Source organism: Amycolatopsis sp. NPDC005003, from assembly GCF_053600695.1.
Genome location: NZ_JBSGAI010000031.1, coordinates 55,829 through 72,071 on the forward strand (window position 1 = coordinate 55,829; position 16,243 = coordinate 72,071).

Annotated in this window: 16 protein-coding genes and 1 pseudogene; 6 read left to right on the forward strand and 11 right to left on the reverse strand. The window is 71.6% G+C overall.

Annotation, left to right across the window (positions count from 1 at the left end; all coding sequences use genetic code 11):
- Window positions 1-6: 6 nt before the first annotated feature.
- Both ACWED2_RS31150 and ACWED2_RS31155 read right to left on the reverse strand, forming a co-directional pair.
- A complete protein-coding gene (locus ACWED2_RS31150) occupies window positions 7-660 on the reverse strand; it encodes a response regulator (RefSeq protein WP_449694072.1) in 654 nt (217 codons plus the stop codon).
- Window positions 657-2,456 carry a sensor histidine kinase gene (locus ACWED2_RS31155; protein WP_449694073.1) on the reverse strand — a complete coding sequence of 600 codons (1,800 nt, stop codon included), beginning with the start codon at window positions 2,454-2,456 and terminating at the stop codon, window positions 657-659. The genes ACWED2_RS31150 and ACWED2_RS31155 overlap by 4 nt, the downstream gene beginning before the upstream one ends.
- Window positions 2,457-2,634: 178 nt before the next feature.
- On the opposite strand from ACWED2_RS31155, the gene ACWED2_RS31160 reads away from it, so the two are divergent.
- Complete coding sequence (locus ACWED2_RS31160; RefSeq protein WP_449694074.1) at window positions 2,635-3,336, forward strand: ABC transporter ATP-binding protein; 702 nt, start codon at window positions 2,635-2,637, stop codon at window positions 3,334-3,336.
- A complete protein-coding gene (locus tag ACWED2_RS31165; protein ID WP_449694075.1) occupies window positions 3,333-5,582 on the forward strand; it encodes an FtsX-like permease family protein in 2,250 nt (749 codons plus the stop codon). The genes ACWED2_RS31160 and ACWED2_RS31165 overlap by 4 nt, the downstream gene beginning before the upstream one ends.
- A 96-nt stretch (window positions 5,583-5,678) precedes the next feature.
- Here the strand turns inward: ACWED2_RS31165 and trmB are convergent, their stop codons facing one another.
- The 6 genes from trmB to ACWED2_RS31195 form a co-directional block, all read right to left on the reverse strand.
- On the reverse strand, window positions 5,679-6,311 hold the full coding sequence (trmB, locus tag ACWED2_RS31170; RefSeq protein WP_449694138.1) for a tRNA (guanosine(46)-N7)-methyltransferase TrmB: 633 nt from the start codon (window positions 6,309-6,311) through the stop codon (window positions 5,679-5,681).
- Between the two features lie 125 nt (window positions 6,312-6,436).
- Complete coding sequence (locus tag ACWED2_RS31175; RefSeq protein ID WP_449694139.1) at window positions 6,437-6,988, reverse strand: hypothetical protein; 552 nt, start codon at window positions 6,986-6,988, stop codon at window positions 6,437-6,439.
- Window positions 6,989-7,166: 178 nt separating this feature from the next.
- Entirely contained in the window at window positions 7,167-7,925 is a 759-nt protein-coding gene (locus ACWED2_RS31180) for a hypothetical protein (protein WP_449694076.1), read from the reverse strand.
- Window positions 7,922-8,836, reverse strand: a complete 915-nt coding sequence (locus ACWED2_RS31185; protein ID WP_449694077.1) for an ABC transporter ATP-binding protein — start codon at window positions 8,834-8,836, stop codon at window positions 7,922-7,924. Before ACWED2_RS31185 ends, ACWED2_RS31180 begins: the two co-directional genes overlap by 4 nt.
- Window positions 8,837-8,933: 97 nt before the next feature.
- Complete coding sequence (locus tag ACWED2_RS31190; protein WP_449694078.1) at window positions 8,934-9,686, reverse strand: ABC transporter permease; 753 nt, start codon at window positions 9,684-9,686, stop codon at window positions 8,934-8,936.
- Between the two features lie 17 nt (window positions 9,687-9,703).
- Window positions 9,704-10,642 carry an ABC transporter ATP-binding protein gene (locus ACWED2_RS31195; protein ID WP_449694079.1) on the reverse strand — a complete coding sequence of 313 codons (939 nt, stop codon included), beginning with the start codon at window positions 10,640-10,642 and terminating at the stop codon, window positions 9,704-9,706.
- 197 nt (window positions 10,643-10,839) lie between these two features.
- Here ACWED2_RS31195 and ACWED2_RS31200 point away from each other — a divergent pair, with 197 nt between their 5' ends.
- Both ACWED2_RS31200 and ACWED2_RS31205 read left to right on the forward strand, forming a co-directional pair.
- Complete coding sequence (locus tag ACWED2_RS31200) at window positions 10,840-11,427, forward strand: TetR/AcrR family transcriptional regulator (RefSeq protein WP_449694080.1); 588 nt, start codon at window positions 10,840-10,842, stop codon at window positions 11,425-11,427.
- Window positions 11,424-12,335 (forward strand): SDR family NAD(P)-dependent oxidoreductase, encoded by a 912-nt coding sequence (locus ACWED2_RS31205; protein WP_449694081.1) that lies wholly within the window; start codon window positions 11,424-11,426, stop codon window positions 12,333-12,335. The genes ACWED2_RS31200 and ACWED2_RS31205 overlap by 4 nt, the downstream gene beginning before the upstream one ends.
- A gap of 4 nt (window positions 12,336-12,339) precedes the next feature.
- Here the strand turns inward: ACWED2_RS31205 and ACWED2_RS31210 are convergent.
- Window positions 12,340-12,492: pseudogene (locus tag ACWED2_RS31210) on the reverse strand (dehydrogenase); the annotation flags it as partial.
- Between ACWED2_RS31210 and ACWED2_RS31215 the strand changes: the two are divergent.
- A complete protein-coding gene (locus ACWED2_RS31215) occupies window positions 12,451-12,705 on the forward strand; it encodes a hypothetical protein (protein WP_449694082.1) in 255 nt (84 codons plus the stop codon). The pseudogene ACWED2_RS31210 and the gene ACWED2_RS31215 overlap by 42 nt on opposite strands.
- Before the next feature lie 10 nt (window positions 12,706-12,715).
- On the opposite strand, the gene ACWED2_RS31220 is transcribed toward ACWED2_RS31215, so the two are convergent.
- Both ACWED2_RS31220 and ACWED2_RS31225 read right to left on the reverse strand, forming a co-directional pair.
- Entirely contained in the window at window positions 12,716-13,372 is a 657-nt protein-coding gene (locus ACWED2_RS31220; RefSeq protein ID WP_449694083.1) for a response regulator, read from the reverse strand.
- Window positions 13,369-14,538 (reverse strand): sensor histidine kinase, encoded by a 1,170-nt coding sequence (locus ACWED2_RS31225; RefSeq protein WP_449694140.1) that lies wholly within the window; start codon window positions 14,536-14,538, stop codon window positions 13,369-13,371. Before ACWED2_RS31225 ends, ACWED2_RS31220 begins: the two co-directional genes overlap by 4 nt.
- Window positions 14,539-14,663: 125 nt before the next feature.
- Between ACWED2_RS31225 and ACWED2_RS31230 the strand changes: the two genes are divergently transcribed.
- Complete coding sequence (locus ACWED2_RS31230) at window positions 14,664-16,238, forward strand: dynamin family protein (RefSeq protein ID WP_449694084.1); 1,575 nt, start codon at window positions 14,664-14,666, stop codon at window positions 16,236-16,238.
- Window positions 16,239-16,243 lie beyond the last annotated feature (5 nt).

A 16,243-nucleotide genomic window follows, 5' to 3' on the forward strand; every position in this document is an offset into this window, starting at 1 on the left:
CCGGAATCACGAAACGACTCCGCTCCGCCACGCCCACGCCGCGGTCTCCACCCGGTTCCGCGCGCCGATCTTGCTCTGCACCGACGCCAGGTGCGTCTTCACCGTCGACAGCGACATGAACAGCTCCGCGCCGATTTCGGTGTTCGTCAGCCCGCGGGCGGCCGCCTTGACGACGTCCAGCTCGCGGGCGGTCAGCGGCTCGGACGGGGGCGGGACCTGCCGCTTCGCCGCGCCCGACCCGTCGAAGTGCTTGAGCAGCCGGACGGTGATCTGCGGTGAAACCAGCGCGTCGCCGCGGTCGGCCGCGCGGACCGCCTCGATCAGCAGGGCCGGGCCCGCGTCCTTCAGCAGGAACCCGGACGCCCCGTTGCGCAGCGCCGTGTGGACGTACTCGTCGAGGTCGAAGGTCGTGACGACCACCACCTTCAGCGGGTCGGTCACGTCCGGCCCGGCCAGCTGGCGGGCCACCTCCAGGCCGTCGAGGCCCGGCATGCGGATGTCGAGCAGACAGACGTCCGGGCGCAGCTCACGGGCCTTCGAGACCGCCGAAACGCCGTCCGCGACGTCGGCGACGACCTCGATGTCGTCCTGCGCGTCCAGGATCATGCGGAAGCCCATCCGCACCATCTCCTGGTCGTCGGCGATCAGTACCCGGATCACTCGTCCCCTTCCGTGTCTTCTCCGGCCGCCAGCGGCAGCCAAGCTTCGACGCGCCAGCCGCCGTCCGGGCCGCGCCCGGCCGACAGCCGGCCCTTGAGCAGTGCGACGCGTTCGCGCATGCCGACCAGACCGTAGCCGCCCGACCCGCCGGCCGGCCGGTGTGCCGTCGCCCGCCCGTTGTCGGTCACCTGCAGGTGCAGCTCGGCGCCGCTCACCTCCGCGACGACGAACGCCTCGGTCGCGCCCGCGGCGTGCTTGCCGACGTTCGTCAGCGACTCCTGCACCAGCCGCAGCGCCGAGCGGCCGACCTCGTGCGGCAGGTCCGGCGGCAGGTCAAGGTGCATCGACGTCGGGACGCCGTGGTTGGCGCTGTCGACCAGTTTCCGCAGGTCGGCACCCAGGTCGGTGGTGGCCTGCTCGCTGAACTCGCTCGACCCCGCCGGCGCGTCGCCGCGCATCGAGCGGACCAGCCGCCGCATCGCCGCGAGCGCCTCGACGCCGGCGTTTTCGATCCGGCCCATCGCGTCCACCGCGATCTGCGGGTTCTTCTCGGCCATCATCCGCGCCGCCTGCGCCTGCACGACGATCCCGGTGACGTGGTGGGCGACGATGTCGTGCAGCTCGCGGGCCAGCGCCATCCGCTCGGCGGTCTGCGCTTCGCTCACCGCGGACTGGACGGCCGTGACGCGCTCGGCGTCCCGCGAACGCAGCATCAGCCCGATGGCGACCGAGATGCCGAGCATCATCGTCGCGGCGAACGCCAGTACCGACAGGACCTCGGGGTCGGTCTGCAGACCTCGTGACCGGTAGGAGTTGAGGATCGCGGCGAGCGCGACGACGGCCGACAGCACGCCGATCCGCGGCCACGACTGGCTCAGCCCGCGGGCGCGGGTCAGGTTCACCACCACGCCCATGCCGGCGATGACCTGCACCACCGGCACCCCGCCGGTCATCTGGTAATCGCCGGAGCGCAGGTCCAGGAACGGCGTGACCACCGCGGACACCAGCATGATCCCGGCGAGGCCGAGGAGCGCGTCCGCGGGCCGCCGCGGCGACAGCACCGCGATGACGGCCGCGACTATCGAGCAGAACAGGATCGGGAACCCGCGGGCGGTGTTCGAGTACGTGTAGCCGAACTCGAACAGCAGCGCGAAGGCGAGCAGCCCCATCAGCGGCCACTGGCCCATCGCCAGCTCGTTCGCCCGGCGGAGCAGCCGCGTGCGCGGTGCGCCCTGGGGGCTGCGGTCGCGGGCCGCGATGGCGGGCACCAGCGGGCCGACGAGCAGCAGCAGGCCGAAGAGCAGCGCCTGGAAGCCCGTGCCGCTGTCGATGTCGGCGACACTCCCGTACCGGCCGAAGACGGCGACGAGGCCCGCGAAGACCAGGAAGCCGACCACGCAGAACGCCACGCCCGCCCGCGCCCGGCGGGCCACGAAGTAGACCATCAGCACCCCGGCCACGACCTCGGTGATGGTCACCTTCGGCAGCACGCTGGAGTACGGCGGGATGCGGGCCGCGTGGACGAAGAGGGTGGAGACGATCAGCACCCCGCCGCCGGCCACCCCGGCGACCGCCGCCCGCCTTTGAGCCCAGAGCCCACAGGCGGCCATCGCGAAGATGCCTGGCAGCAGGCCGAAGTCGACGAGGCGCGGGCCGAGCTCGTCGAGCGCCGCCTGCGTCGTGTAGACGATGTCGAAAACCAGCGCGGCGTACAGGACGGCGGAGGGCACGCCGATGCGCCGCACCAGGGCGGCGGCGCGGGTGTAGAGCGTTTTCGGCAGAGGCGCGGCGGGCACAACGTGACGTTACGTGATTCCCCCGCACCCGCACCTTGGCCGAGTGGCCCGCGCTCCCTCGGCCGATCGGCCGAGGCGGGCCCGGGCGTGACTGGCCGTCTGCCCGAAGTGGACGCCCCCTGCTCTCGGCGAGGCTCGTCGGCATCAAGATCCGAACTGAACCGCAGGGGAGATCCTCGTGGACCCGAACACTCCACACGCGACGAACGGCCCGGTGCTCTCCGGCCGCGGGCTGGTGAAGCGCTACGGCAGCCAGTACGCCTTGGCCGGCATCGACATCGACATCCAGCCGCGGGACGCCGTCGCCATCGTCGGGCCGTCCGGCTCGGGCAAGACGTCGCTGCTGCACGTCCTGGCCGGCATCCTCCGCGCCGACGACGGGCAGATCTTCCTGGGCGGGCAGCGGATCGACCACCTCGGCGAGAAGAAGCGCAGCGAGCTGCGCCGCACCGAGTTCGGGTTCGTCTTCCAGTCGGGGATGCTGGTGGCCGAGCTGTCCGCCGAAGAGAACGTGGCGCTGCCGTCGCTGCTCGCCGGGCTCGGGCGCAAGGAGGCCATCGACGCCGGCCGCGTCTGGCTGTCGCGCCTCGGCCTGGCCGGCAAGGAGAGCCGCCGCCCCGGCGAGCTGTCCGGCGGTGAGGCCCAGCGCGTCGCCATCGCGCGGGCGCTGACCCACCGGCCGAAGGTCATCTTCGCCGACGAGCCGACCGGCGCGCTCGACACGCGCACCGGCCGCGAGACGATGGACGCCCTGCTCGGCGCCGCCCACGAGACCGGGGCCGCGGTGATCGTGGTGACGCACGACCGCGAGCTGGCCGAGTCGATGCCGAAGACCGTCGCCATCCGCGACGGCCTGATCGCGACGAGGCTGGCGGCGTGAACTCCCTCCAGATCGCCCTGCGGGTGCTGCGGGTCGACCGGCGGACCCGGACGTCGGCGATCCTCACCGCGATCGGGGTGGCCGTCGCGACCGGGCTGGTGCTGCTGCTGGCGACGCTGCCGTTCGCCACCCAGAACCGGGAGCAGCGCGCCCTCTGGCAGGGCGAGAACTTCTACAGCCACGGCGCCGACGGCCCGGTCAACCTGCTCTTCAACGCGTCGCGGGACTACTTCGACGGCAAGCAGATCGTCCGCGTCGACGTCGCGCTGGCCCCGGGGGCCACGCCCGGGTCGATCCAGCTGCCGCCGGGCGTGCCGCAGCTGCCCGGCCCCGGCGAAACCGTCGTGTCGCCCGCGCTCGGCCGGCTCCTGCAGGCCAACCCGGCCGCGCAGCTCGGCGACCGGTTCGGCAAGCCCGTCGGCGCGCTCGGCGAGGAGGGCCTCCGGTTCCCGGAACAGCTCGTCGCGCTGAGCGGGCACACGCCGGACACGATGCCGGAGCGGGCCGACAAGGTGGCGGGCTTCCCGAGCGGGAAGGCGAGCCCGGACCCGCTGCTGATGCTGCTGTCCTGGGTCGGGATCATCGTGCTGCTGGTGCCGAGCCTGGTGCTCGTCGCGTCGTCGGCGCGGCTGACCGCGGCCCGGCGGGAACGGCGGCTCGCCGCGATCCGGCTGGCCGGGGCGACGCCGGGGCAGGTCACGAACATGGTGGCCGCCGAGACGACGTTGTCGGCCGGGATCGGCGCGCTGCTCGGGCTGCTGATCAGCCCGGCGCTGCACGGCCTCGCGTCGTTCGTGCCGTGGGCCGGCGGCACCTGGCTGGCGGCCGATTTCGCACTGCCGATCGGGCTGACGGTGTTCATCGTCCTGGCCATCCCGGTGCTCGTGGTGCTGGCCGGCGTGCTCGGTCTGCGCCGGGTCCTGAAGAACCCGCTGTTCGCGACCGGTGGGCACACGAAGAAGCCACTGCACTGGTGGCGGCTGCTGGCACTGCCCGCGGCCGGCGCGTTCTTCCTCATCGCCGTGACGACGGTGAAGGAGACCGGCGGCATCGGGCTGGTCATGGCGGGCCTGTTCTTTCTGGTCGGCTCGGCCGCGATCGTCGGGCCGTGGGTGACGTCGGCGGTCGGCGGCACGTTCGTCCGGATCTGGCGTCGCCCGTCCGCGCTGCTCGCCGGCCGTCGCCTGCGTGACGACCCGAAGGGCGCCTACCGCGCGTCCGCCGGGATCGTGCTGGCGGTCTTCGCCGGGTCGATGGCGCTGACCCTGCTGCCGACGTTCGAATCGATGGCCGGCGGCGGCCGGTCCTACGTCGACTCCGTGCTCTACGTCGACGCCAGCGACCAGAACGCGGGCCGGCTCGTCGACCAGACCAACGCGGCCCTGCAGAAGTACGGCCAGCACGAAAAGGCGGTCGCGGTCGGCGAGGTCTACCTGGTCAAGGGCCAGGCACCCAACCGGTACGGCCACCGCGCGCTGGTGATGACCTGCGCCGACGCCGTCAAGCTGACCCGCTACGGGCTCACCCCGGAGAACTGCGCGGGCGGCCCGGCCGTTTTCGGTGACTCGGCGATCGACCTGGCCCAGTACCGGTTCGCCACGAACTGGGAGGGGCAGGCGGTGACCGCGAAGTCCGGGACGCGGGTGGAAGTCGTCCATCCCCGTGACGAGGACCTGACGGACACGCTGATCGTCGATCCGGCCACGTTGCCGGACGGCCTCACGCTGACGGACTACACCGTCGTCGCGCCGACCACCGACGCGAACCGCGAGATCGTCCGGACGGCACTGGCCGGCCCGGCGGCGGGCGCGGAGATCGGCAGCCGCGACCAGTACCTGTACAACCAGCAGACCGAGCTCGGCGACCTGCGCCGGGTCACGGTGATCGGGCTGGTCGCGGCCGGGATCCTGGCCGGCTGCAGTGCCGCGGTCGCGACCGCGGGCTCGGTGATGGACCGGCGCCGCACGTTCGGCGCGCTGATGGCCGCGGGCACGCCGGTGCGGGTGCTGGCCAGGGCGTTGCGGATGGAGGCCGCGCTGCCGGCGCTGGTCGCCACCATCGGGGCGGGAATCGTCGGGGTACTGGTTGGCGTTGGGCTCTACAGCATGGTCGACGAGCGGGGCATCGTGCTCAGCCCGTGGCTGCTGGCGCCGGTGGTGCTCGGGGTCGGGGTGGCCCTGCTCGGTGCGTCGGTCTGCACACCCGCGCTCAAGCGGGTCCAGGCCGAGCCGCTGGCCGACGAATAGGTTTTCGCCCCTCTGTCGGGGGAGGGGCGGATACCGGGGGTAGTGAGCTGAAGGGGACTTTCTCCGCAGGGGATCCGGAGAGAGTCCCCTTCAGCGTCAGCGCTTCTCGAAGATGAGGTCGTGCGAGACGCGGCCTTCGACGTCCGCGCGCTGCTCGAACTTGGTCACCGGCCGCCACCCGGGCCGGGGTGCCCAGCCGTCGTACCGGTTCTTCAACGCCGGCTCCGCCGAGCAGACCTCGAGCATCTGCTCGGCGTAGTTCTCCCAGTCGGTCGCCATGTGGAAGGTGCCGCCGGGCGCGAGCCGCGACGCCACGAGCGCGGCGAACGACGGCGACACGATCCGCCGCTTGTGGTGCTTCTTCTTCGGCCACGGGTCGGGGAAGAACAGCCGCACGCCGTGCAGCGAGTCCGGCTCGACGTGCTCGGTGAGCAGCACGACGGCGTCGCCGTGCAGCAGCCGCAGGTTCTCGACGCCCAGCTTTTCGGCGCGCAGCATCAGCTGGCCGAGGCCCGGGTCGTAGACCTCGGCCGCGACGTAGTTGAGCTCCGGCGCCGCGGCGGCCAGCTGCGACGTCGTCTCGCCCATGCCGGAGCCGATCTCCAGCATCACCGGGGCCTCGCGGCCGAACCACGCGGTGAAGTCGAGCGGCCCCTCGGGCAGCTCGCTCACCGTGCGGCCCAGCCGCGGCCAGTGTTCTTCCCATGCCCGCTGCTGCCCGACGGTCATCCGGCCACCGCGCTTGACGTAACTGACCACGCTGCGCAGCCGACGTCCGTCCTCGTTTTGCACGGACAGAATGTAGCCGGGCGCGCAGCGCCTCCGTTGAGGGTGGTGGCGGGGGCATGGATGGATTAACGAATGGCTTCGATCACCCCGAGACGCGACCGCAGTCCGGCCAGCCCGGCGATGGGGATCGGATCCGGCGTCGGCCCGGTGTGCGCGGGCAGGACGTCGATCCAGCCCGGGTGCCGGTCGGTGTTCATCACCGTCGTGGGAATCGCGTGTCCCGATTTGCCGCGTTCGGACGGCATGAACTCCCAGTAGCCGGATTCGCCGTCCGCGGCCCACGGGACGAATTCCCATCCCGGGCGCCTGCCGAGCAGTTGCGCGATCCGGTCCTCGACGCGGAAACCCTGTTCCCGGGAATCGAGCCTGCCGTCGGCGACCGCGCGCAGCCACCACGGCGCGGGGATCGGGCCCGCCATCCCGGCCGAAGCGCGGTACAGGGCCAGCACGCTGTCTTCGGGCGCGCGGTGCACCCACGCGCGTCTGAGTTCGGACGGCGTCGCTGCCGTCATCGCGGCCTGCGGGAGTTCGATCGCCCGCGACCATTCGAGGTCCAACATGGGTTCGAGCCGGGGAGCGTCGTCTTCGACGCGGGCTCGGGGAATCGTGCCACCCAATTCTTGTCCGGTGTCCACCGTCAAGATTCACCTCCTGGGGGGAGTTCAGACGGGTCCGGCGCTCTCACTTATGAATCTTGCCTGGTCGTAGCAGTATGTCCGGTGCCTGTGATGGAAGCCACAGCTGTTTCACCTTTTGTTAACAAGCTTTTTTGCGGTAATGAGACCGCGGTCACGCTCAGGCGTCGCGCCGTGCCGTGACGAGCACGCCTGCCACGTACAGGGCAACAGCGATCGCCGCGAAGTAACCGAGGTAGCCCCACGGGCCGAGCGGCGGGGACGGCAGCCCGAGCGGTCCCGCGGCGAACCCGCCCGCCCCGACGAACTCGTCGGCGGCGTGGAACGGCATCCACTGGTAGGCGTACTTGCCGAAGCCCGGGATGAAGATCAAGATCCCTTCGAGCACCTGGGTCCAGACGATGACCACCGTCAGCGAGAAGGCGACGCTGCGCAGCAGGAGCGCGACGCCGACCCCCGCCACCGCGGTGAACAGGAAGACCAGGCTCTGGCCGAGCACCGAGCGCCAGTCGGCGCCCGTGTGCAGCGCGAGGTCGGCGTCCGGCCGCACCAGCGTCGCCAGCCCCCAGGAACCGAAGCCGATGACCAGCCCGAGCACGGCGCCCAGCGCGCCGACGACCACGACCTTGGCCAGCAGCGCGGGCACCCGGCTCGGCACCGCCTGGAAGGTCAGGCGCATGGTGCCCCAGTTGAACTCCGACGCGGTCGCCAGCACGGCCAGGACGAGCAGCACGGTCCGGCCGTTGCCGGTCACGAGCTGGGTGTTGCCGACGGTCGGCGGGACCTCCGGGCCGGCCAGCCCGAAGAACACCGCGGTCAAGGCGAGCGACGCGACGATCGCGATGGCCAGGCACCACAGCGGCGCGCGGGTGCTGAAGAGCTTGATGCGCTCGGCGCGGACGAGGTCGTTGGTGATCATCGGGAGGCCTCCGGAGACGGCACCGCGAACTCGACGGCGTCGCGGGTGAGGTCGAGATAGGCCTGCTCGAGCGAGCCGGTGATCGGGCTCAGCTCGTGCAGCGTCGCGCCGGCGTCGAAGGCGAGCTGCCCGATCCGGTCACTGTCCAACCCGGACACCAGGAAGGCGCCGTCGGCTTCGGTGAACTCGGCCTGCCCGGTCAGCGCCGCGCGCAGCTCGTCGGCGTGCGGGGTGCGGACGCGGACGCCGTGTTCACTCGTCTGTGCGATGAAGTCGTCCATGGTGCCCTGGTAGATCAGCCGGCCGCGGCCGATCACCACGAGGTCCTGCGCGGTCTGCGCCATTTCGGGCAGCAGGTGGCTGGACACGAACACGGTCCGGCCGTCGGCGGCCAGCGAGTGCAGCAGCTGGCGGATCCACGCCATGCCCTCGGGGTCGAGGCCGTTCACCGGCTCGTCGAACAGCAACACGCGCGGGTCGCCGAGCAGCGCGGCGGCGATCCCGAGCCGCTGCTGCATGCCCAGCGAGTACTGCAGCACGCGCGTCTTGCCGACGCTGGTCAGGCCGACCAGCGCGAGCACCTCTTCGACCCGCTTGTCCGGGATGCCGTTGGTCGCGGCCAGCCAGCGCAGGTGGTCGCGCCCGTTGCGGCCGGGGTGGCGCCAGGTGGCGTCCAGCATCGCGCCGACCGTCCTCAGTGGATCTTTCAGCTCGCGGTACGGGACGCCGTCGACGAGCACCCGGCCCCGGTCGGGGCTGTCGAGGCCGACGATCAGCCGCATGGTGGTGGACTTGCCCGCCCCGTTCGGGCCGAGGAAGCCGGTGACCCGCCCCGACTTCGCGGTGAACGTCAGTTCGTCGACCGCGGTGGTGGCGCCGTACCGCTTGGTCAGTGCTGTTGCTTCGATCATGGGCTCCCCCGTCCGTCCAGGCGAGCCTACTGCGAAACACCGGATCCGGGTCGCCCCCCGACAGCGCGACCCGGATCCGGTGTTCCCCTGTTTCCCCTCAGGCGTCCCGCTTCTTCGCGACCCCGAGCGCGACGAGCAGGAACACGAGCGCGATGCCGGCGAAGTACGCCAGCGCCCAGCCGGGGCTCAGCGGCGAGTCCGACGGCGCTGGGCCGTCGCCCCCGGCGGCGGCGCCGCGCAGGAACTTGTTCGCCACGTTGAACGGCAGCCACTCGTGGATGTGGTGCCCGACCTTCGGGATGAGCTGCACCAGCTCTTCGACGGCCAAGTAGTAGATCAGCAGCAGGGCGATGGCCCCGGCGCTGTGCCGGACGAGGATGCCGAGCGCCACCGCGAGCACGGCGCTGACCGCGAACACCGGGCCGAGTCCGGCGACGTTCAGCCAGTCCTGCGTCGTGTGCAGGCTGAGGTTGTCCTTCGGGCGCATGAGCACGCCCAGGCCCCAGGCCCCGAACGCGGCGATCTCGCCGAGCACGAGCGCCAGCAGGGCCACGACGACCGCCTTGGCGACCAGTGCCGGCGAGCGGTGCGGCACGGCCTGGAACGTGGTGCGGATGGTGTTGAAGCGGTACTCGGTGGTCACCGCGAGGGCGGCGAGCACCATGACGACGGCGATGCCGAACTGCGAGGCGCCGAACTGGGTGGCGGCGACCGACAGCGATTCGGCCGAATCGGTCGCGCCGGCCACGATGGCGGCGAAGCCGATGGCCAGCGCCAGGGTGATGAGCGCGCACCACCACGGCGAGCGGGTGCTGAACAGTTTGATGCGTTCGACCGCGAGCAGGTTCATGATCTTGGTTTCCCCGGTTACTTGGCGGACTCGAGCACGTGCTGCGCCTCGGCGTCGAGGCCGGTGTGGTACTCGACGGAGTCGCCGGTGATCGACATGAAGGCCTGCTCGAGCGAGCCGGTCTGCGGGCTCAGCTCGTGCAGCACGATCCGGTTGGCGGCGGCGATCTCGCCGATCTTGTCGCTGTCCATCCCGGACACCACGAGCGCGTTCGCTTCCTCGGTGACGCCGGCGCTGGCGCGCTGCAGGACGTCCCGGAGTTCGGCGAGCTGTGGCGAGCGCACCTTGACCGTGTTCTCGGCCGCGCGGGCGACGAACTCTTCGGTGGTCGACTGCGAAATCAGCTGCCCGCGGCCGATCACCACGAGGTTGCTCGCGGTCAGCGCCATCTCCGAAAGCAGATGGCTCGACACGAAAACGGTGCGGCCGTCGTCGGCCAGCCGGTGCATGAACTTCCGGATCCAGAGGATGCCCTCGGGGTCGAGGCCGTTCACCGGCTCGTCGAACAACAGCACCTCGGGGTCGCCGAGCAGGGCGGCCGCGATGCCGAGGCGCTGCGACATGCCGAGGGAGAACCCGCCGGCGCGCTTGTTCGCGACGCTGGTCAGGCCGACCGTCTCGAGCACCTCGTCGACGCGGGTGGCCGGGATGCGGTTGGACTTCGCCATCCACAGCAGGTGGGCCCGCGCCGAGCGGTTCGGGTGCACCCACTTCGCGTCGAGCAGCGCGCCGACGGTGCGCAGCGGCTCCTTGAGGTCGTGGTACTTCTTGCCCCCGATGGTGACCTGGCCGCCCGTCGGGTTGTCCAGGCCCAGGATCATCCGCATGGTGGTGGACTTGCCCGCCCCGTTCGGACCGAGGAAGCCGGTGACCTGCCCCGCGGACACGGAGAAGGACAGGTTGTTCACCGCCAGTGTCTTTCCGTACCGTTTGGTGAGGCCGGTTGCCTCGATCATGACTGCTCCTCTTCCGCCCCTCGCTTACGACGCGTTCATCGTCGCGGGTCGGGGATGGTTTGCGCGTCACCCTGGAGGCCGAACCGCTCCCCCTACCTGAGTAGTACCTTGCTGGCTCTTCGGCCGATGCGCGATCCGTGATGACCCTGAGTCAACCCTGATTCGACGCCATTAATGAACTGTGGTTCAATAATTGAGTGGCCCGGCCGAGGAGCATCACCGACGAGCGGCTGCTGGGCGCGGCGGAGACCGTGATCGGCCGCTGCGGCCCGGGTTTCACGCTCGCGCAGGTGGCCGCGGAGGCCGGGGTTTCGGTCGGCACGGTCGCGCAGCGGTTCGGCTCGAAGAGCGGCCTGCTGCAGGCGATGAGCCGGCGGGCCACGCGGCAGGCGGTCGAGCAGATGCGGGAGTGCGCCGAGCGAGCGGACGACCCGGTCGACGGCCTGCGCGCCGCGGCGGTGGCGGTCTACGCGGTGCTCGGTGACGCCGAAGAGGCGGCGAACCACCTGGGCCAGCTCGGCGTGGACATCGGCGACCCGGTGCTGCGGTCGCTGCTGGGCGAGCACTTCACGGCGGTGGAAGAAGAACTGCGGCGGCTGGTGCGGGCGGCGGCTTCGTCGCTGCCGCACGCGCCGAGCGTGCCGCGGGCGGCCCGGGTCGTGCTCGACGTGATCAACGGAGTGTCGATCGACTGGTCGATCCGGCCGCACGGGCGGCTGGCCGACCGGCTGGCGGAGGACGTCGACGCGGTGCTGTCCGCGTGGCGGGGACGGGAGGATCCATGAGCTTGCAGGGCAAGGTGGCGGTCGTGACCGGGGCGACCCGGGGCTGTGGCCGCGCGATCGCGGTGGAGCTCGGCCGCGCGGGCGCGACGGTGTACGTCACCGGCCGCACGACGCGCGAAACGGTGTCGCCGATGAAGCGCCCGGAGACGATCGAAGAGACGGGCGAACTGGTCGAGGCGGCCGGCGGCAAGGCGGTCGTCGTCCGCTGCGACTTCACCTCCGTGTCCGATGTGGACGCAGTGAAGGCCCGCATCGAGTCCGAAGTGGACGGAATCGACATCCTGGTCGACGACGTCTGGGGCGGCGACATGTACTTCCACTTCGACGCGCCCTTCTGGGAGACGCCACTGGAAGACGCGCTCCACCTGACGCACAACGCGCTGGACACGCACCTCATCGCGCTCCACAAGCTCCTGCCGCTGGTGGTCGCCCGGCGCGGGCTCGTCCTCGAGGTGACCGACGGCGACAACGACGACTACGTCGGCGCGGGCCTCCCCTACTACCTGGCCAAGTGCGGCATCCGCGCGCTCGGCCGGGCGCTGGGTGTGGAGCTGAAGAAGAACGACTGCGTCGGCCTCGCCGTCACGCCGGGGTTCCTGCGCTCGGAGTCGATGCTCGACCACTTCGAAGTCACCGAAGACAACTGGCGCGACGCGGTCGGCAAGCTCGCCCCGGTCGACTTCAAGATCTCCGAGACGCCGTACCTGCTGGCCCGCGGTGTCGCGGCCCTGGCACAGGATCCCGAGGTCGCCCGCTTCGCGGGGCAGACGCTGGCGTCCTGGACGCTGATGAAGGAGTACGGCTACACGGACATCGACGGCGACCGCCCGGACTTCGGCCGCTGGCTCACCGAAGTCCGCAACGCGGGCAAGGACCCGGCCACCACCCCGCCGGACGACTTCCGCTGATTCGTCACCAGGGCACCTGCCCGGCGTCGTCGAACAGCCCGCCGGTCGGGCCGTCGTCGGGCAGGGTGGCGAGCCGGACGGCGATCTTGGCGCCGTCGGCGGGGGTGCTGGTGCCGTGGAAGCCGTTCAGGTCGGTCGCGACGTAGCCGGGGCAGGCGTTGTAGTCCGCAACCTGACCCAGCTCTTCCAGCTGATCGGGCTCGGCCGGACCACCGTCGTGATGCCCGAGTCCAGCCGCGCGAACCTGCAGGAGGGCCTGGCCGCCGTGCCGGTTCCGGACGCGCCGGCCGTCACGACGGTCATCGCCTGGCCGCCCGACAGCCGCTCCCGCGCACTCGCCGATCTGGTCCGCGTGGCCACCCGGCGGTGAGGGGCGCGGCTCAGGCGAGGCCGGGGCGCGCGAGACCGGTTTCGTAGGCCAGCACCACGGCCTGCACCCGGTCCCGCAGCTCCAGCTTCGCCAGGATCCGCCCGACGTGCGTCTTCACCGTCGCCTCGGAGAGGAACAGCGCTTCGGCGATCTCCAGGTTCGACATGCCCTTGGCGATCAGCACGAGCACCTCGCGCTCGCGTTCGGTGAGCACGTCCAGCTCGGCGGTGTCCCGCATCGGCGGGCCGCCGGTGCCGACGAACCGGTCCAGGAGCCGGCGGGTCACCGACGGCGACACCACCGCATCACCCGAGGCGACCGCGCGCAGCGCCGACACCAGGTGATCGGGCTGGGTGTCCTTGAGCAGGAACCCGCTCGCCCCGCCCTGCAGCGCCGCGTAGACGTACTCGTCGAGGTCGAACGTCGTCATCACCAGCACGCGCGCGGTGCCGGCGGCGACGATCCGCTTCGTCGCCTCGACGCCGTCGAGCACCGGCATCCGGACGTCCATCAGCACGACGTCGGGACGCAGCCGCTCGGCCAGCTCGATCGCCTGCGCGCCGTCACCGGCCTCGCCGACGACGTCGATGTCGGCCTGCGCACCCAGCACCATCCGGAACCCGACGCGCATCAGTTCCTGGTCGTCGACGACCACCACCCGGATCACTTGTCCAACCTAACCGGCAGGGCCGCACGGACCTGCCATCCACCGGCCGGAGCCGGGCCCACGTCCAACGTTCCGCCGTACACGTGCGCGCGCTCGCGCATGCCGATCAAGCCGTTGCCGCCCGGCAGCCGGGGGTTGCGCCCGCCGGCCGGGACCAGCTGCCCGGCGCCGGCGCCGTCGTCGGACACCAGCACCTCCACCAGGTCGCCGGTGCGGTGCACCCGCACCGAAGCGGTCGCGCCGCGCCCGGCGTGCTTGAGCGTGTTCGTCAGCGACTCCTGCACGATCCGGTAAATGCCCAGCGAGACGCCGGCCGGCAGGTCGCCGAGCTCGCCGAGCTCCAGGTCCACCGGCACCCCGGCGGTGCGCATCCGGTCGGCCAGCTCGGCGAGCGCGTGCGCGTCCGGCTGCGGCACCCGGGGTTCACCGTCCGCGTCGTCGCTGCGGAGCACGTCGAGCAGGCGCCGTAGTTCGCCCAGCGCACCGCGGCCGGTTTCGGAAATCGTCTGCAGCGCCCGCTGGGCGAGCTCGGGGTTGGTCCGGAGCGCGTAGGACGCGCCGTCGGCCTGCACGACCATGACGCTCACCGCGTGCGCGACGACGTCGTGCAGCTCGCGCGCGATCCGGCCGCGCTCCTCGGCCACCGCGATCCGGGTGGCCTGGTCGCGTTCGGTCTCGAGCAGGTGCAACCTGGCCTCCACTTCCACGTCGTAGGCGCGCCGGGCCCCGACGAATTCGCCGAGGGTCCAGCACAGGGCGATCCCGAACGCGAGGAACAGCGCCGAGAGGATGACCTCGGACGCCGGGCCCAGCGCCAGCATCAGAGCCGAGCCGGCCACGACCGCGCCGACGTACACCAGGCCCTGCCGCCGCCCGGCGTAGACGACGACCGAGTAGATGCTCATCGCGAGGCCGGCGATGCTCGCGATGCCCAGCTCCAGCGTCGCGTGCACGACGCCGATCACCAGCACGACGTAGGCCGACCACAGCGGTGACTTCCGCCGGAACACCAGCGGCAGGACCATCGCGAGTTCCACCGGCAGGGTGACGTACCAGGGCGGCAGCCCGGTGGCCTCGTCCAGGCCGCCGGCGGCGAACACCAGCAGGTCGAACAGGCCGAGCAGGACGGCGAGCACCGAGTCGCCCGCCATGGGGTGGGCACGCATCCAGAGGCTCAGCCGTCGCACCACACAACACTAGGTCGCGTGGCGGGGGCCGCGCGTCGGTCGCCGGTAGCACCTTCGGTGCGACCTGCGGATGACCTACATGGCACGATTCAGGGGTTGTCCGTATGACGGGGAGGGGGGCCGTGACGTCACCGGAGCAGGGCCGGCTCGCGGGTCCGCTGTCGATGTCGGTGGCCAACCTGTGCCACCGCCTGCAGCCGCAGGTCTCCGCGCGCACCGCGGCCGGGTTCGCCGAGGTGCTGCGCCGGCTCGGGGCGCCGCTGCAGGTGGCCGTGGCCGGCCGGATCAAGTCGGGCAAGTCCACGCTGGTCAACGCGCTGATCGGGCGCCGGGTCGCGCCGACCGACATCGGTGAGTGCACCCGGCTGGTGACCCGGTTCCAGTACGGCACGGTCGACCGCGTCGAGATCGTCTTCACCGACGGCCGCAAGCAGGTGCTCCCGTTCGCCTCCGACGGCATGATCCCCGCCGAGCTGGGCGTCGACATCGAACAGGTGTCGCACATCGAGGCGTACCTGACCAACGCCGTCCTCCAGGGCATGACGGTGATCGACACCCCGGGCCTCGGCTCGCTCGACGCCGCCTCGGTGTCCCGCACCGAGCAGCTGCTGGGCGCGGCGAAGCACCGCAAAGAAGAGGACGAAGAGGGCTCGGACGAGCTCGACGACACCTCGCGCAACGCGGTCGCCGGCGCGGAAGCCGTGCTGTACGTCGTCACCCAAGGCGTACGCGCGGACGACCAGCAGGCCCTCGCCGCCTTCACCGCGGCCACCGCGAGCCGCGAAGCCGGCCCGGTCAACGCGATCGCCGTGCTCAACAAGGCCGACACCATCGCGCCGGAGTCCGTCGAAGGTTCCGGCGGCGACGTCTGGAAGGCCGCGACGCTGCTCGCCGAGAAGCAGGCTTCGACGTTGAAGCCGCGGGTCGCCGACGTGCTGCCGGTGATCGGGCTGATCGCCGAGTCCGCCGAGTCCGGCGGGTTCACCTCCGCCGATGCCGAGGCGTTGCGGCAGCTCGCCGAGCTCGACGACGACGTCCTGCAGACCATGCTGATCTCGGCCGACATCTTCACCAGCTGGGAGTGCGACGTCCCGGCCGGCACCCGGCTGCGGCTGCTGGAGAAGCTCGACCTGTTCGGCATCTCGCACGCCGTCGAAGCCATCCGCAAGGATCCGGAGCTCACGGCGGGCGCGCTGCGGCGGACGCTGCTCGACGCGTCCGGCCTCGAAGCCGTCCGGCAGCGGCTTTCGATCGTGTTCGCCGCCCGCGCCGACGGCATCAAGGCGGCCGCGGCACTGGCCTCGGTGACCGCGCTCGCGCACGCCTCGGCCGATCCGGCGGAGCGCCAGCGCGTCCACGACGCCATCGAGGTGCTGCTCGCCAAGCCCGAGGCCCACCAGCTGCGGCTGCTCGAGGCGCTGACGCTGGTCGCCTCCGGCGCGGTCGACATGCCGGAGGACCTGTCCGAAGAGGTGCTGCGGGTCGGCAGCAACGCCGACATCGGCGCCCAGCTCGGCAAGCCCGGCGCCCCGCGGCCGGAGCTGGCCGCGCACGCCCTCGAGCGCGCGGGCTGGTGGCGGTCGTTCGCGTCCTTCGGCGCGACGCCGGCGCAGAGCCGCGTGGCGCACGTCGTCCACCGCGCGTACTTCTTGATCTGGCAACAGGTCCGCGAAGCGTGAGTTTG